This window comes from Vibrio sp. 10N.239.311.G01 (assembly GCF_041465805.1).
Classification (GTDB): domain Bacteria; phylum Pseudomonadota; class Gammaproteobacteria; order Enterobacterales; family Vibrionaceae; genus Vibrio; species Vibrio crassostreae_C.
Genome location: NZ_JBFSRM010000005.1, coordinates 64,319 through 79,526, shown reverse-complemented (window position 1 = coordinate 79,526; position 15,208 = coordinate 64,319). Strand labels below are relative to the sequence as shown.

Below are 15,208 nucleotides of genomic sequence, written 5' to 3'. Positions count from 1 at the left end.
ACTTATTGATAATTAATGGATATGAGTAGTTTTTTAGTGTTTATACTCTATTTTTTGACTTGGTGAGATCTATGTCAGATTTTTGTAAGTAACATTTAATAGATGACTGTTCCGTAAGGCTAAGTGTGATCTGTGTTTTAATTTGTTATTATTTGAAAAATTAGTTTTAAGTCCGCATATGAAGGGTGTTTCCTGCCCAAATTCTCTATGTTTCTCTCAAAACATAGGTGAGTTAAATTTGTTCGTTTTGATGTTTTATTGATGGCTTTATGAATAGTGATTTTTAAGAAGTGAGTACTCAAAAGATGGAAACACCAGTCGTTGATTTGTGGCTTTGTTCTCTAAGCAATTTGGATGAAGGTACTGATCATGTGTCGTGCCTTAAACAGAAACTGACCGACGATGAAGTCGCTAAGGTTGAGCGTTATCGAATGCCTTCATCTCAGATCCAAGCGTTCTATGTTCGTAACTACTTACGAGAGGTTCTGTCGATCTACTCTGATTTGACGGCTGAAGAGTGGCGATTTGAGTATGGTGAAAAAGGCAAACCAAGCTTGATTGCAGAGCAGCAACACAAAACCGGACTGAATTTCAATATTAGCCACAGTCAAGATCATTTACTGATTGCTGTCTGCCGAACGAAAGGGCAACCACTACAGCTTGGGGTGGATATAGAACATGCAAGAAGCTCGACCAACATCGCGGCGATCATGAAGCATTACTTTTCGGAATTTGAGATTAACGATTTACTCGAGCTGGATGAGGTATCTCAAAGAGAACGTTTTTTTGATTTGTGGGCACTGAAAGAGTCGTACATCAAAGCGACAGGTAAGGGGTTGGCCACATCATTGAAAAGTTTTTCGTTCGATTTTTCCAATCTAACTCAACAAACGCTGCCAGTTCATTCGTCGGGTTTACGACCAGAGTTACATGGAGGAATCATTGTCCATAACGGTGTAGGGTTGGATGCTGCTGAAAATGACAATACTTCAACAGATTGGCAATGCAGTTTAGGAAGGCTGGATAACCAGTTTCGATTTGCCGTGACGCTTGGTGGTGCAACGCTTCCTATGCAATTAGAGATTAAGTGCTTCCCCAAATCGAAGCTACTTGGCTGAGTTTACGTTCGTTACACTAGAACCTTTAGCTTCTAATCTTGAACACGGCTCGCTCTCAGCCATTCGTAATATTGGCTAACTCGTTTCGCCAAGCATCGCTTTTAATACTTCTGCGGGTACAGGCTGAAGTTGTTTGTCTTTATCTAGGCAAACCATCTCGATATCACCAATCACGGCAGGTTTGGTTGCATCTTTACGCCATACCTCTTGTCGCCATAAGGTTTTGTATTTGCCATCGAGCTCAAAAGAGGTTCGGATATCGCAGATCTCTGCGAACTCAACGCCGTCTTGAAAGGTCATATTGGCTTTATACACCGCAAACCCCAGTCCATGTTCATTCCACAACTCTGCCAGTTTATCGCTGCCCAACACATGCTCGCGCGCACGCTCAAAGTATTTAAGAAAGTTAGGGTGATAAACCACACCTGAGTGATCGGTATCTTCGTAGTAAATCTGTACTGGGTGATGGTAGATCTGACTCATGGGTAGCAACTCTTGGTAAGTAGTGGATCAGTAAATCTGACTAAGTTGTGCAGCACTCTACAGGATAGGTTGAAATTACTTCAAGGCATCATCGTGAAAGGGGCTTTTGGTCAGACCTCATTTATCACTGATGCTTTGGTCAACTCCCACCCATTTACAAATATTCTATGTGTCATTTTCCACCCATTAATTTTTGTAGCGAGTTAGCGACAACTGCAGGCAGATCTGATGAAGCCTTGCGGTTAAAGGCTTGTTAATGAATTGTGTCAATATGGCGCGCTAATTGCCTTAGTGAAAGCACGCAGTTCCCATTGAAGGGCTGCTTTGTTTACTAAGGAGAATAATAATGTTTAAGCCTCTTACCCTGCTGTCTGTATCTGCTCTGGCGCTCACAAGTTTTAATGCTGCTGCAAACTGTGACCCTGGTGAAATCGTGATTAAATTCAGTCATGTAACCAATACCGATAAGCACCCGAAAGGCATCGCCGCTTCTTTACTGGAAGAGCGAGTAAACACAGAAATGAATGGAAAAGCTTGTATGCAAGTTTTCCCTAACTCAACACTTTACGATGATAATAAGGTACTGGAAGCCCTGTTAAATGGTGATGTTCAAATGGCGGCGCCATCGCTGTCAAAATTTGAGAAGTTCACTAAGAAATACCGCATTTTTGACCTTCCTTTCCTATTTGAAGACGTAGAAGCCGTTGACCGTTTCCAAAACTCAGAATCTGGTGAAAAGCTGAAGAACGCGATGAAGCGTCGTGGCCTGCAAGGTCTTGCGTTTTGGCACAATGGCATGAAACAGATGTCGGCGAACAAACCTCTTATCAGCCCTGAAGATGCAAAAGGTTTGAAATTCCGTGTTCAAGCATCGGATGTATTGGTGGCTCAGTTTGAACAACTAGGCGCTAACCCACAGAAGATGTCTTTCAAAGAAGTGTACGGTGGCTTGCAAACTAAAGTTATCGATGGTCAAGAGAACACATGGTCAAACATCTACGGTAAGAAGTTCTTTGAAGTACAAGACGGCGTGACCGAAACTAATCACGGTATCTTGGATTACCTAGTTGTAACGTCAAACGACTTCTGGAAAGACCTACCTGAAGATGTACGCACACAGCTTGGCACTATCGTTCAAGAAGTGTCTGAGACGCGTAACGCAGAATCTTCAAAAGTTAACCTAGCGAACAAAAACAACATCATCGAAGCGGGTGGTGAGGTTCGTACACTTACGCCTGAACAGCGTGAAGCATGGGTAGCTGCACTTCAACCAGTATGGAAGAAGTTTGAAAAAGACATCGGTTCAGACCTTATCGATGCAGCGTTAGCTTCAAACCAATAACACCGCTAAGGGAGTGGCGAGTATTCGTCACTCCTTATTAAAACAATTATAAGCGGAGTCAATTATGGAAAAGCCTCAAATGGAACAACCAAATTCTAGCGAATCAGCACTGGAAACCTCTCTTTTTTCCAAAGTCGGAAGAGTTACGGATGTGATTGAAGAGTCACTAATCGCATTTTTCCTTGGCGCAATGACGCTACTTACTTTTGCCAACGTGGTATTTCGATACGCATTCAATGACAACATCTTATGGGCACTGGAACTGACCGTGTTCATGTTTGCTTGGATGGTGTTAGTGGGCGCATCTTATGGCGTTAAAAAACACTTCCACATTGGTGTTGATGTGATCATCAACCTTGCCCCAGAAAAGCTACGCAAAGTGTATGCGCTCATCGCCGTGACAAGCTGCCTAGCATTTTCAATCTTACTTCTTATCGGTTCTTGGAATTATTGGTACCCATTCGCGACCGATCGCGCATGGTACGAGACCGACGATATTCCAATGCCAGAGATGCTTCAGTTTCTTGCTGACTGGCTGAATGAAGGCGAGCGATACGAGAAACTGCCACGTTTTATTCCTTATATGGCGCTGCCGATTGGTATGGCAATGCTAACGTTCCGTTTTGCTCAAGTTGCTTACCAAGTCGTCACAGGCAAGCTTGACCGCATGATTGCAGGACACGAAGCCGAAGAAGAGCTGGATGCGTTGAAAGCAGACGTGCTAGCGGGCCCTGACGAAGATGCAACAGCGGTATTGAATTCGACTCCGCAGAACAAAGCGAATGAGTCGAGTACAAAATCTAACGGTAAGGAAGACTAATCATGGCAATGTTATTTCTATTTTTAATGGTAATTGCTTTCATGTTGGTCGGTGTACCAATTGCAATTTCCCTCGGTTTATCGAGCGTAATATTCTTATTGATGCACTCAGATGCGTCATTAGCTTCAGTCGCACAAACGCTGTTTAATGCATTTGCAGGCCACTACACACTCTTAGCGATTCCTTTCTTTATCTTGGCCTCTAGCTTTATGTCTACTGGTGGCGTGGCGAAACGTATTATCCGTTTTGCTATCGCGATGGTGGGTTGGTTCCGCGGCGGCTTGGCGATGGCGTCGGTTGTGGCATGTATGATGTTCGCAGCCCTTTCTGGTTCATCTCCTGCAACGGTAGTGGCGATCGGTAGTATCGTTATCGCAGGTATGATCAAAAACGGTTACTCAAAAGAGTTCGCGGCAGGGGTTATCTGTAACGCGGGTACTTTGGGTATCTTGATTCCGCCGTCCATCGTGATGGTGGTTTACGCGGCTGCGACCGATGTATCGGTAGGTCGTATGTTCTTAGGTGGCGTTATTCCTGGTTTGCTGGCGGGTGTGATGTTGATGATTGCTATCTACATCGCAGCACGTATTAAGAAGATTCCGGCACAGCCATTTGTGGGCTGGGGCGAGATGTTCGCAGCTGCGAAAGATGCGAGCTGGGGCTTGCTGCTGATTGTCATCATTCTAGGTGGTATCTACGGCGGCATATTTACTCCGACAGAAGCGGCGGCAGTGGCTGCGGTGTATGCCTTCTTCATTGCCAACTTTATCTATAAAGATATGGGGCCTTTCGCTGACAAGAACAATACAAAGCCTGCTTTGGTTAAGGTGTTCCAAACGTTTTTCCATAAAGACACCAAAGACACACTTTACGATGCAGGCAAGCTGACGATCATGCTGCTGTTTATCATTGCCAATGCTCTGATTCTTAAGCATGTACTGACCGAAGAACGCATTCCTCAAATGATCACTGAGTCTATGCTATCTGCGGGCTTGGGTCCGATCACCTTTTTGATTGTAGTAAACGTTTTACTCTTGATTGGTGGGCAGTTCATGGAGCCATCAGGCTTGCTGATCATCGTTGCTCCTTTGGTATTCCCAATTGCAATTGCGCTCGGTATCGACCCAATTCACCTAGGTATCATGATGGTGGTGAACATGGAGATAGGGATGATAACGCCGCCTGTCGGGCTCAATTTGTTTGTGACCGCAGGTGTCGCGAAGATGTCGATGATGAACGTGGTAAAAGCCGCATTGCCGTGGGTTGGGGTGATGTTCTTATTCCTGATTATCGTCACTTACGTACCTTGGGTATCAACATGGTTACCAACCACCTTGATGGGACCAGAGATCATAACCAAGTAGCTATTTGAGTCATTCACTGACATGGAATTTAATCCATAAAAAATGAGGAGGTCGCTAGACCTCCTCATCTATATTTCTGCCACGATTTGAATGAGGCTTTATCTGCTCATACAAAGCGCGTTTTGCCTCTAATTCTGGCGTGTGTAGATCGACATGATTGTCAGCATAAAAAATACCATCTATCTCGAAAGTATCGGTAATCGATGGCACTTTTGTTTTCTCACCCATAACCACTTCCTTATTATATTTATTGCATAACATCCTGTTGTCGAAATAAGTATAGGTGATCTTGCTCCCAAATCTAATTTAGTTTGGTTCTACCTTATAAGATTCTTTCGTTAGCTGGTGCTTTTGCATCTTATCGTAGAGGGTTTTCCTCGGTAATTGCAGCCTCTCCATGGTCTCTTTTATACTGCCATTGCATTCAATAAGTGCCTGCTTCAACGTGTTTTTTTCAAAGTCAGATACCAATTCTGCCAAAGACAGTTCTTGAGTAGTTTCAGTGGCGCTGTCTGATAAGTGAGAAAGCTTACCTAAAAGTACAAAACGCTCTGCAGTATTACGTAATTCTCGAACATTTCCCGGCCAATCATGAGCCAAAAGTGCGTGCAGCTCCTTTTGTGGAAGGGCAGGGGCAGTCTTGCCATAACGCGCCGCAGCGACCAGTAAGAAGTGGTGGAAGAGTGCTGGGATATCTTCTTGTCGGCTTCTTAACGGCGGTAAATCTAAGGTCACAACATTGAGTCGATAATAGAGGTCTTGGCGGAAAGTGCCTTCTTCAGCGGCTTTCTTTAGGTCGACTTTAGTTGCCGCAATCACTCGAATGTCTAGAGGGACTAAACCATTAGACCCAACTCTTTCGATGACGCGTTCTTGCAAGACGCGCAACAGGCGAATTTGTGCCTGCATTGGCATGGACTCAATTTCATCTAAGAATAGAGTTCCGCCCTGAGCAAATTCAAATTTACCGACACGTTTGCTTTCTGCGCCAGTGAATGCCCCTTTCTCATGGCCATACAGTTCACTCTCAATCAGATTTTCAGGTACTGCGCCGCAGTTGACTGCGACGAAGTTTTGTTCTCGCCTGCTGCTTTGTTCATGCAGAGAGCGTGCAACTAATTCTTTGCCAGTGCCTGTTTCGCCAAATAGCAATATGTCGGCATTGGTATCGGCAACGTGAGTGATGATAGACCGCAGCTCCCTCATTGATTGCGTGTCACCAATGATCCTTGGACCAAGTGCTTGGCTGGCTTTAAGTGAACGTTTTAACTCAAGGTTCTCGAGGGTGAGCTGACGTTTTTCTATCGCTCGCTTAGTGGTTTCGACTAGGCGTTCATTAGCGAAAGGTTTTTCAATGAAGTCATAGGCGCCGTATTGGATGGCTTGAACGGCCATTGAAATATCGCCGTGACCAGTAATCATGATCACAGGGATCTCTTTGTCTTTGTGCATTACGGTGTTGAGCAGATCATGCCCGGATAGACCCGGTAAACAGATATCAGTGATGATCACGTGAGGTAAGCCGTTTTCTTGAATCGCGAGCAGAGCAGACTCCGCGTCGGGAAAGAATTCGGCATCAATGTTGGCGAGCTCGAAGCTCTGTTCTATCGCCATTCTTAGGTCGGATTCATCATCAATGAAATAGACGTGACACATAGTGATTCCTTTACTTCTTTGTATTCTGGTTATTGCTGAGTTTTTGCTTGCTGTTCTTGTTCAACAAGGGGCAGCTCTATGCTGAATCGAGCACCGCCTTGAGGGCTACTACCGGTAACGAGCTTGCCATTTATTCCGCTGATTATTTGTTGAGAAATCGATAGCCCAAGTCCAAGTCCGTTTTTCTTGGTGGTATGGAAGGGTTCAAAAAAGTGTCCGTTCGAAGGGGAGGTGAAGCCGGGACCATTATCATCGACATGAATTAGCAAGGTATTGGCTTGTTGATGGTCGGACTCTCTAATCTCTAACAGAATAGCTAATTGTTTGTCATCTTGTTGTTCCACCGCCTGAATCGCGTTGGTCAGCAGGTTAATGATCACCTGTTCCAGTTGAATGGCGTTGGCGAGCACGCAAGCATCAAAGGTCTCAGGGAGTTCGTTGACCTTAACTCGCTCGCTCTTGAGTTGTGGCTTCATCAGCTCTTTCGATGAATGTAAAACTGGGAGTATTTGTAAGGTGTGTAGCTCTTCCGAAGTAGATTTTTTGGCGAACGAGCGAAGCTGGTGGCTGATTTTCGCCATACGATCAGTGAGTGCCGAGATTCGCGATAGATTGTCATCGACACGATCGGTTTTTTCTTTGGCAAGAAACAATCGGCCGTTGTCGGCATAACTGCGAATCGCGGCAAGCGGGTTATTCAGTTCGTGACTGATGCTCGCTGACATCTGCCCTAGCACTGCTAGTTTGGCGGCTTGGATGAGCTCGTCTTGGGTTTGCCTCAGAACATGCTCGGTTTCGATACGGTGTTTGATCTCAACATGTAACTCCGATGTACGTTCAAGCACTTGAAATTCGAGTTTTTGCTTGGCTTCGGATTGCAGCCTGTCTATCTGTGCTCGTCTTTGTTGTCTATGGTGGTTGAGCTGCATTGTTAGATAAATAATCGCAAAGATTAGGCTCAAAACCACAAGGTAAGCAACCAAGTCCCACCAAACTAAGTGGGTTGGAGAAAATACCCGTATGGTGAGTCTTGGTTCGGCTAGGAAACGCAAAGAACTAAAGAACTGCTCTTGGACGAGTTTGTGTGGCGACTCAATACGACTGGTGGCACTGTCTAAATCGCCGGAGAAGTGCAGGCTTTCTATTTTTGTATCGAGATACTGCCTGCTTTCTTGAATTCGAGTGTGTTGTACTTCGCTTAGCGGCTGAAGGCTTTTGAACAGCCACTCAGGGTTACTCGACATAAATACAATTTGATCTTTATCGTCAGCAACAAAAAAACTCTGTTTGCCTTTCCAACTTGCTTCAATCAGCGATAAATCCATCTTTACGACAATGACGCCAATAATCTCGGCGGCATAGGAGACGGGGTAAGAATAATAATAGCCTCGCTTTCCAGAGGTTGAACCTAGCGCAAAATATTGATTTTCATTGCCAATAATCGCTTCTTGAAAGTAGGGGCGGAAAGCAAAGTTACGACGAATAAAAGAACGCGGTTGATTCCAGTTACTGGCTGCAATGGTGGTGCCGATACTGTCTAGTAGGTAGGTGTCGGATGCTTGAATCACCGAGTTTACGTGCTCTAGATAACGATTAGTGAGTTCGATTTGCGCAGAGTTACTTGGAGAGTGCAGGGCATCGACCAGCTCTTTGTCTTTTGAAAGCAGCTCGGGAATGTGCGCGAACTTATCCAATTGGCTTGAAATATGAACAGAAAAGCGGTCCAGCTTAGATTGATGATCATTTAACAAACTTTCATGGCTCGTGCTCCACACCCAATGACCGCCAAACACCATCAGTAAACTGTATGTAACCATTAACAGTATTGGGATTTTAAAAGCTTGAAACATGAAGGCTCTCCGCTGATTTCTTTGGTAAACAATCAAGCCTGTCTTCTCTCGTTTATGGTAGCAAATAGCGGTAGTTTTTGCTGAAAGCAGAGAGTGAACAGATGGATGTAGGTTAAGGGTTTGTAACGGGGATTGTTGAAAAAGTTATCGACTCTGAGGGGTAAAACAAGAGCAAGATCTCTTTTTAAGGTTTTTAGCAAAAAAAGCCCTCGATTCCCTTGAAAAAGTCGCTATTGTCCCCATTTCTGTTGTGCTAAGTGATGATTTGATCGTTTTTGTATCACTTAGTTGGACGAATTTAGAGCATTCATCATCATGCAGAGGTGAACGGCTCGACAGAGATTAAACAGATCGCTAGAATGTCGCGTCTAAAATTTCTGTCCTGAGGCTAATCGGAGATACCTTTCTTGTTTCTGAAAACAAGCTTTATTGCGTTTTAATCGACGTGTGAAGAACGAAGATATCGCTGATTAGTCTGGTGTTTGGTTGAATAATCAATTCAGACATCAATGCTCGATTTTAAATTAGGTGTTCGGATAGAGCACTACACAAGGATGCAGCCAACAACGTCTGCTTTTGAATTAAAGCTAAGTTACGGCTCATATGCTCAGATTACTGAGCCAGTTTTGAGGTTTATATAATGCAAGTTACTGTTGAAACGCTAGAAGGCCTAGAGCGCCGTCTTAATATTACTGTTCCTGCTGCTAACATCGAAGATGCAGTTACAGCTGAACTACGCAACATCGCGAAAAACCGTCGTTTCGATGGTTTCCGTAAAGGCAAAGTGCCAATGAAGATGGTTGCTAAAATGTACGGCAAAGCAGTACGTCAAGACGTGATGGGCGAAGTAATGCAACGTCACTTCATCGAAGCGATCGTTAAAGAGAAAATCAACCCAGCTGGCGCACCTACTTTCGCACCAGTTGAAAACAACGAAGGCGCTGACCTAGTATTCAACGCAACTTTTGAAGTTTACCCAGAAGTTGAGCTGAAAGGTCTAGAAAACATCACTGTTGAGAAACCAGCAGTAGAAGTTAAAGAAGCTGACGTTGAAGAGATGATCGAAACTCTACGTAAGCAACAAGCAACTTGGACTGAAGTTGAAGCTGCTGCTGACGCTGGTTCTCGTGCAACTATCGACTTCGTTGGTTCTATCGACGGTGAAGAGTTTGAAGGCGGCAAAGCTGAGAACTTCCCACTAGAGATGGGCGCTGGTCGAATGATCCCTGGCTTCGAAGACGGTATCGTTGGTAAAACAGCAGGTATGGAATTCGAAATCGACGTAAACTTCCCAGAAGATTACCACGCTGAAAACCTAAAAGGTAAAGCAGCTAAGTTTGCAATCAAAGTAAACAAAGTTGAAGCTCGTGAACTTCCAGAACTAAACGAAGAATTCGTTGCTAAGTTCGGCGCAACTGACGGCGTTGAAGGTCTTAAAGCTGAAGTTCGTAAGAACATGGAGCGTGAGCTTAAGCAAGCTGTTAAGAACCGCATCAAAGAGCAAGCTATCGACGGTCTAGTTAACGAAAACAACATCGACGTACCTTCTGCTCTAATCGATCAAGAGATCGGTGTTCTACGTCAACAAGCTGCTCAACGTTTCGGTGGCAACACTGAAGCTGCTGACCAACTTCCACGTGAGCTGTTCGAAGAGCAAGCTAAACGTCGCGTAGTTGTAGGTCTTCTACTTGGTGAAGTAATCAAGACTGAAGAGCTAAAAGCTGACGACGAGAAAGTTAAAGCTATCATCGAAGAGATGGCTACAGCATACGAAGATCCAACAGAAGTTATTGCTTACTACGAGCAAAACGAGCAAATGATGAACAACATGCGCAACGTTGCTCTAGAAGAGCAAGCTATTGATGCAATCATCGCTAAAGCTCAAGTTTCTGATAAAGAAGTTAGCTTCAACGAGCTAATGAATCAGCAACCTGCTTAATATAGTAATATCTGACGTAGAAGGTTGACGTACGGTCAACAATTCTGCTAACAATGGTCCGTATGATTTAATCATTCGGGCCATTTATTTTAGGGACATAAGAATATGAGCTACCAAGAAAAAAATACAATGCCATCGATTATGGACGCACTAGTTCCTATGGTGGTTGAACAGACTTCCCGTGGTGAACGTTCTTACGATATTTATTCTCGTCTATTAAAAGAACGTATCATTTTCTTAACAGGTCAAGTGGAAGACCACATGGCAAATCTTGTCGTGGCTCAACTGCTTTTCTTGGAATCAGAAAACCCAGACAAAGATATCTATCTTTACATCAACTCACCTGGCGGTAGCGTAACAGCAGGCATGTCTATCTACGACACAATGCAGTTCATCAAGCCAAACGTGAGCACAGTATGTATGGGGCAAGCTTGCTCTATGGGTGCATTCTTACTAGCGGGTGGTACTCCTGGTAAGCGTCACGTGCTTCCAAACTCACGTGTAATGATTCACCAGCCACTTGGCGGTTTCCAAGGCCAAGCGTCTGATATTCAAATTCACGCGCAAGAGATCCTAACGATCAAACAAAAGCTAAACAAACTATTGGCAGAGCACACAGGTCAGCCTCTAGAAGTTGTTGAGCGCGATACAGATCGTGATAACTTCATGTCTGCTGATCAAGCAGTAGAATACGGCTTGGTGGATTCAGTTCTTAATCACCGCGGTCAATAATTGCAGGGCAATTGTTTAACGCAAAGTGATTCAAATTGATATACACTCAAGCATAGAGAGTTAAGGCTAAGAGGTTAGCGAATGACAGATAAAAGCAAAGAGGGTGGTAGCGGTAAACTGCTTTACTGCTCTTTCTGTGGCAAAAGCCAACACGAAGTTCGCAAGTTAATCGCAGGTCCTTCTGTTTACATTTGTGATGAATGTGTCGATCTTTGTAACGACATTATTCGTGAAGAAATTAAAGATGTTCTTCCTAAGAAAGAATCGGAATCGCTGCCAACGCCGCGTGAGATTCGTGAGCATCTTGACGACTATGTAATCGGTCAAGAATACGCGAAGAAAGTGCTAGCAGTTGCAGTTTATAACCACTACAAGCGTTTACGTAATGGTGATACGACAGCTGAAGGCGTAGAGCTAGGTAAGAGTAACATTCTTCTTATCGGTCCTACTGGTAGTGGTAAAACACTACTGGCTGAAACATTGGCTCGTTTCCTAGACGTTCCTTTCACAATGGCAGACGCAACAACACTAACCGAAGCGGGTTACGTGGGCGAAGATGTTGAAAACATCATCCAGAAGTTGCTTCAGAAATGTGATTACGACGTAGCGAAAGCGGAACGCGGCATTGTTTACATCGATGAAATCGACAAGATTTCTCGTAAAGCTGAAAACCCATCAATCACGCGTGACGTGTCTGGTGAAGGTGTACAGCAAGCTCTACTAAAACTTGTTGAAGGTACAGTAGCTTCTGTTCCACCTCAAGGTGGTCGTAAGCATCCACAGCAAGAGTTCTTGCAAGTGGACACGTCTAAGATCTTATTTATCTGTGGTGGTGCGTTTGCAGGCCTAGATAAAGTGATTGAACAGCGTGTAGAAACAGGTTCAGGTATCGGCTTTGGCGCAGAAGTGCGTTCAAAAGATGAAACCAAAACTATCGGTGAATTGTTCACTCAAGTAGAACCTGAAGATCTAGTGAAATATGGTCTGATTCCAGAATTCATTGGTCGTCTACCTGTGACAACAACACTGACAGAGCTTGATGAAGAAGCGCTAATCCAAATCCTATGTGAGCCAAAGAATGCACTTACAAAACAGTACGCAGCATTATTTGAGCTTGAGGATACAGAGCTAGAATTCCGTGAAGATGCTTTACGTGCCATTGCTAAGAAAGCAATGAACCGTAAAACAGGTGCTCGTGGTCTACGTTCTATCTTGGAGGGTGTTCTACTAGAAACTATGTACGAACTGCCATCTTCAACTGATGTAAGCAAGGTTGTGATTGATGAGTCGGTAATTAATGGTGAGTCAGAACCACTATTAATTTACAGCAACTCAGATAACCAAGCAGCTGTTGCAGAGTAGGTCTTTTTTAGACAAGTCACTCAAATTGAAAAAGGAGGTAAGCAATTACCTCCTTTTTTTTATTCTTCCATTGAATCCAGTCGTTTAAGCCCCATATACTGCTTTATAAGTTAAAGCGGAAGAGAGAAATATATGAACTTGGAACGTTCCGAGCGTATCGAAATCCCCGTGCTACCTCTACGTGATGTAGTGGTTTACCCACACATGGTTATTCCATTGTTTGTTGGTCGTGAAAAATCGATTACTTGCCTTGAATCGGCAATGGAAGCTAACAAACAAGTACTACTTGTAGCGCAGAAAGAAGCGGACACTGATGAGCCTTCAATTGACGACCTATTTAAAGTAGGAACTGTCGCTACCATTCTTCAGTTACTAAAGCTCCCTGATGGTACTGTTAAAGTGCTTGTCGAAGGTCAGCAGCGTGCAAAAATTCACCAATTCAAAGAAAGTGAGTTTTTCTTAGCGGACGCAGAATACGTTGTAACCTCAGAACTTGACGAAAAAGAACAAGAAGTGGTTGTTCGCAGCGCGATCAATCAATTCGAAGGCTTTATTAAGCTGAACAAAAAGATTCCACCAGAAGTTCTAACATCTCTGAACGGTATTGATGAGGCAGCTCGCCTTGCTGATACGATTGCTGCACACATGCCACTTAAACTGGTAGACAAGCAGCACGTTCTAGAAATCTTAGATGTGACTGAACGTCTGGAATTCTTGATGGGCCAAATGGAGTCAGAAATTGACATCTTGCAAGTTGAAAAACGCATTCGTGGCCGCGTTAAGAAGCAAATGGAAAAATCTCAGCGTGAGTACTACCTGAATGAGCAAATGAAAGCGATTCAGAAAGAACTTGGCGAGATGGACGACGCTCCTGATGAATTCGAGACTCTGAAGAAGAAGATCGAAGACTCTAAGATGCCTCAAGAAGCTCGTGAAAAAACCGAGCAAGAACTGCAAAAACTGAAAATGATGTCGCCAATGTCTGCTGAAGCAACAGTAGTACGTAGCTACATTGATTGGATGGTGGGCGTTCCTTGGGCTAAGCGTTCAAAAGTGAAAAAGAATCTAGCGAAAGCGGAAGAGATCTTAAACGAAGACCACTACGGCTTAGAGCGTGTTAAAGAACGTATTCTTGAATACTTGGCAGTACAAAACCGTATCAACAAGCTAAAAGGCCCAATCCTTTGTCTTGTTGGTCCTCCTGGTGTAGGTAAAACCTCGCTAGGTCGTTCGATTGCTGCGGCAACGGGTCGTAAGTACACGCGTATGGCACTTGGTGGCGTTCGTGATGAAGCTGAGATTCGTGGTCACCGTCGTACGTACATCGGTTCACTTCCGGGTAAACTGATCCAGAAGATGTCTAAAGTTGGTGTTAAGAACCCACTGTTCCTATTAGATGAGATCGATAAGATGTCTTCTGATATGCGTGGCGACCCATCTTCAGCACTTCTAGAAGTTCTAGATCCAGAACAAAACAACGCATTTAACGATCACTACCTAGAAGTAGATTACGATCTGTCAGATGTTATGTTCGTGGCAACATCGAACTCGATGGACATTCCTGGACCTCTACTGGACCGTATGGAAGTGATTCGTCTATCTGGTTACACAGAAGATGAGAAGCTGAACATTGCTAAGAGCCATTTACTGGACAAGCAAGTTCAACGCAACGGTCTTAAGCCTCATGAAATTGAGATTGAAGACTCTGCAATCATCGGCATCATTCGTTACTACACGCGTGAAGCGGGTGTACGTAGCCTAGAGCGTGAAATCTCAAAGATCTGTCGTAAAGCAGTGAAGAACATCTTGCTAGACAGCGATCTTAAGTCTGTAACGGTTAACATTGATAACCTGAAAGAGTACTTAGGTGTTCAACGCCACGACTTCGGTAAAGCGGATGAAAGCAACCGTATCGGTCAAGTAACAGGCCTAGCGTGGACTCAAGTGGGTGGTGATCTACTGACTATCGAGACCGAAGCAATGCCGGGCAAAGGTAAGCTAACGCAAACTGGCTCACTTGGCGACGTGATGAAAGAGTCGATTCAAGCGGCAATGACAGTGGTTCGTTCTCGTGCTGAAAAACTGGGTATCAACTCAGATTTCTACGAAAAACGTGACATTCACGTTCACGTACCAGAAGGTGCTACACCGAAAGATGGCCCGAGTGCGGGTATCGCAATGTGTACTGCACTTGTCTCTAGCTTGACGGGTAACCCGGTTAAAGCAGAGGTCGGTATGACAGGTGAAATTACCCTTCGTGGTGAAGTTTTACCTATCGGTGGCTTGAAAGAAAAACTGCTTGCTGCACACCGTGGCGGCATCAAAACTGTACTGATCCCTAAAGACAATGAGCGTGATTTGGAAGAGATTCCAGACAACGTAATCGCTGACTTGAAGGTGATCCCGGTTCAGTGGATTGATGAAGTACTCAAAGTCGCGCTAGAACGAGATCCGTCAGGGGTCGAGTTTGACGTGAAAAAATAGTGATGCATAGCAAAAATAAGTAAAGAATTACGCTGATAGGCCCGAAAAGGCTTGTCAG

At 44.3% G+C, this 15,208-nt stretch carries 12 protein-coding genes and 1 pseudogene; 9 read left to right on the top strand and 4 right to left on the bottom strand.

Annotated elements, in window-relative coordinates; genetic code table 11:
* The first annotated feature begins 305 nt into the window (after nucleotides 1-305).
* Nucleotides 306-1,118, top strand: coding sequence for a 4'-phosphopantetheinyl transferase superfamily protein (locus AB6D06_RS05625; protein WP_371724570.1), 813 nt, complete (start codon nucleotides 306-308; stop codon nucleotides 1,116-1,118).
* 75 nt (nucleotides 1,119-1,193) lie between these two features.
* Here the strand turns inward: AB6D06_RS05625 and AB6D06_RS05620 are convergent, their stop codons facing one another.
* On the bottom strand, nucleotides 1,194-1,601 hold the full coding sequence (locus AB6D06_RS05620; protein WP_004736070.1) for a thioesterase family protein: 408 nt from the start codon (nucleotides 1,599-1,601) through the stop codon (nucleotides 1,194-1,196).
* A 346-nt stretch (nucleotides 1,602-1,947) separates the two neighbouring features.
* On the opposite strand from AB6D06_RS05620, the gene AB6D06_RS05615 reads away from it, so the two are divergent.
* From AB6D06_RS05615 to AB6D06_RS05605, 3 genes are all read left to right on the top strand, one after another.
* Complete coding sequence (locus tag AB6D06_RS05615; protein WP_016788636.1) at nucleotides 1,948-2,943, top strand: TRAP transporter substrate-binding protein; 996 nt, start codon at nucleotides 1,948-1,950, stop codon at nucleotides 2,941-2,943.
* Nucleotides 2,944-3,007: 64 nt separating this feature from the next.
* Nucleotides 3,008-3,763 (top strand): TRAP transporter small permease, encoded by a 756-nt coding sequence (locus AB6D06_RS05610; protein ID WP_029235189.1) that lies wholly within the window; start codon nucleotides 3,008-3,010, stop codon nucleotides 3,761-3,763.
* Between the two features lie 2 nt (nucleotides 3,764-3,765).
* The gene (locus tag AB6D06_RS05605; protein WP_017060625.1) at nucleotides 3,766-5,127 is read left to right on the top strand and encodes a TRAP transporter large permease; all 1,362 of its coding nucleotides are present in this window, start codon (nucleotides 3,766-3,768) and stop codon (nucleotides 5,125-5,127) included.
* A gap of 54 nt (nucleotides 5,128-5,181) precedes the next feature.
* On the opposite strand, the gene AB6D06_RS05600 is transcribed toward AB6D06_RS05605, so the two are convergent.
* The 3 genes from AB6D06_RS05600 to AB6D06_RS05590 all read right to left on the bottom strand — a co-directional run bounded on the left by AB6D06_RS05600 (nucleotide 5,182) and on the right by AB6D06_RS05590 (nucleotide 8,633).
* The gene (locus tag AB6D06_RS05600; protein ID WP_017060624.1) at nucleotides 5,182-5,355 is read right to left on the bottom strand and encodes a hypothetical protein; all 174 of its coding nucleotides are present in this window, start codon (nucleotides 5,353-5,355) and stop codon (nucleotides 5,182-5,184) included.
* Between the two features lie 78 nt (nucleotides 5,356-5,433).
* Nucleotides 5,434-6,783, bottom strand: a complete 1,350-nt coding sequence (locus AB6D06_RS05595) for a sigma-54-dependent transcriptional regulator (protein ID WP_372110012.1) — start codon at nucleotides 6,781-6,783, stop codon at nucleotides 5,434-5,436.
* A 29-nt stretch (nucleotides 6,784-6,812) separates the two neighbouring features.
* Nucleotides 6,813-8,633 (bottom strand): ATP-binding protein, encoded by a 1,821-nt coding sequence (locus AB6D06_RS05590; RefSeq protein ID WP_372110011.1) that lies wholly within the window; start codon nucleotides 8,631-8,633, stop codon nucleotides 6,813-6,815.
* A gap of 163 nt (nucleotides 8,634-8,796) precedes the next feature.
* Between AB6D06_RS05590 and AB6D06_RS05585 the strand changes: the two are divergent.
* The 5 genes and pseudogenes from AB6D06_RS05585 to lon all read left to right on the top strand — a co-directional run.
* Nucleotides 8,797-8,979: pseudogene (locus AB6D06_RS05585) on the top strand (hypothetical protein); the annotation flags it as partial.
* A 294-nt stretch (nucleotides 8,980-9,273) separates the two neighbouring features.
* Nucleotides 9,274-10,572: a trigger factor gene (tig, locus tag AB6D06_RS05580; RefSeq protein ID WP_017060621.1), complete on the top strand. Its 1,299-nt coding sequence runs from the start codon at nucleotides 9,274-9,276 to the stop codon at nucleotides 10,570-10,572.
* A gap of 105 nt (nucleotides 10,573-10,677) precedes the next feature.
* Nucleotides 10,678-11,304, top strand: coding sequence for an ATP-dependent Clp endopeptidase proteolytic subunit ClpP (gene clpP, locus AB6D06_RS05575; RefSeq protein ID WP_004736080.1), 627 nt, complete (start codon nucleotides 10,678-10,680; stop codon nucleotides 11,302-11,304).
* An 81-nt stretch (nucleotides 11,305-11,385) separates the two neighbouring features.
* A complete protein-coding gene (gene clpX, locus AB6D06_RS05570) occupies nucleotides 11,386-12,666 on the top strand; it encodes an ATP-dependent protease ATP-binding subunit ClpX (RefSeq protein WP_009847283.1) in 1,281 nt (426 codons plus the stop codon).
* Between the two features lie 132 nt (nucleotides 12,667-12,798).
* On the top strand, nucleotides 12,799-15,150 hold the full coding sequence (lon, locus tag AB6D06_RS05565) for an endopeptidase La (RefSeq protein ID WP_017060619.1): 2,352 nt from the start codon (nucleotides 12,799-12,801) through the stop codon (nucleotides 15,148-15,150).
* Nucleotides 15,151-15,208 lie beyond the last annotated feature (58 nt).

Excerpts from the sequence above, each read along its gene's own strand:
- AB6D06_RS05610 (WP_029235189.1), top strand. The coding sequence starts at position 3,008 with ATGGAAAAGCCTCAAATGGAACAACCAAATTCTAGCGAATCAGCACTG.
- AB6D06_RS05595 (WP_372110012.1), bottom strand. The coding sequence starts at position 6,783 with ATGTGTCACGTCTATTTCATTGATGATGAATCCGACCTAAGAATGGCG.
- clpX (WP_009847283.1), top strand. The coding sequence starts at position 11,386 with ATGACAGATAAAAGCAAAGAGGGTGGTAGCGGTAAACTGCTTTACTGC.
- AB6D06_RS05600 (WP_017060624.1), bottom strand. The coding sequence starts at position 5,355 with ATGGGTGAGAAAACAAAAGTGCCATCGATTACCGATACTTTCGAGATA.
- AB6D06_RS05590 (WP_372110011.1), bottom strand. The coding sequence starts at position 8,633 with ATGTTTCAAGCTTTTAAAATCCCAATACTGTTAATGGTTACATACAGT.
- AB6D06_RS05615 (WP_016788636.1), top strand. The coding sequence starts at position 1,948 with ATGTTTAAGCCTCTTACCCTGCTGTCTGTATCTGCTCTGGCGCTCACA.
- tig (WP_017060621.1), top strand. The coding sequence starts at position 9,274 with ATGCAAGTTACTGTTGAAACGCTAGAAGGCCTAGAGCGCCGTCTTAAT.
- lon (WP_017060619.1), top strand. The coding sequence starts at position 12,799 with ATGAACTTGGAACGTTCCGAGCGTATCGAAATCCCCGTGCTACCTCTA.
- clpP (WP_004736080.1), top strand. The coding sequence starts at position 10,678 with ATGAGCTACCAAGAAAAAAATACAATGCCATCGATTATGGACGCACTA.
- AB6D06_RS05605 (WP_017060625.1), top strand. The coding sequence starts at position 3,766 with ATGGCAATGTTATTTCTATTTTTAATGGTAATTGCTTTCATGTTGGTC.
- AB6D06_RS05620 (WP_004736070.1), bottom strand. The coding sequence starts at position 1,601 with ATGAGTCAGATCTACCATCACCCAGTACAGATTTACTACGAAGATACC.
- AB6D06_RS05625 (WP_371724570.1), top strand. The coding sequence starts at position 306 with ATGGAAACACCAGTCGTTGATTTGTGGCTTTGTTCTCTAAGCAATTTG.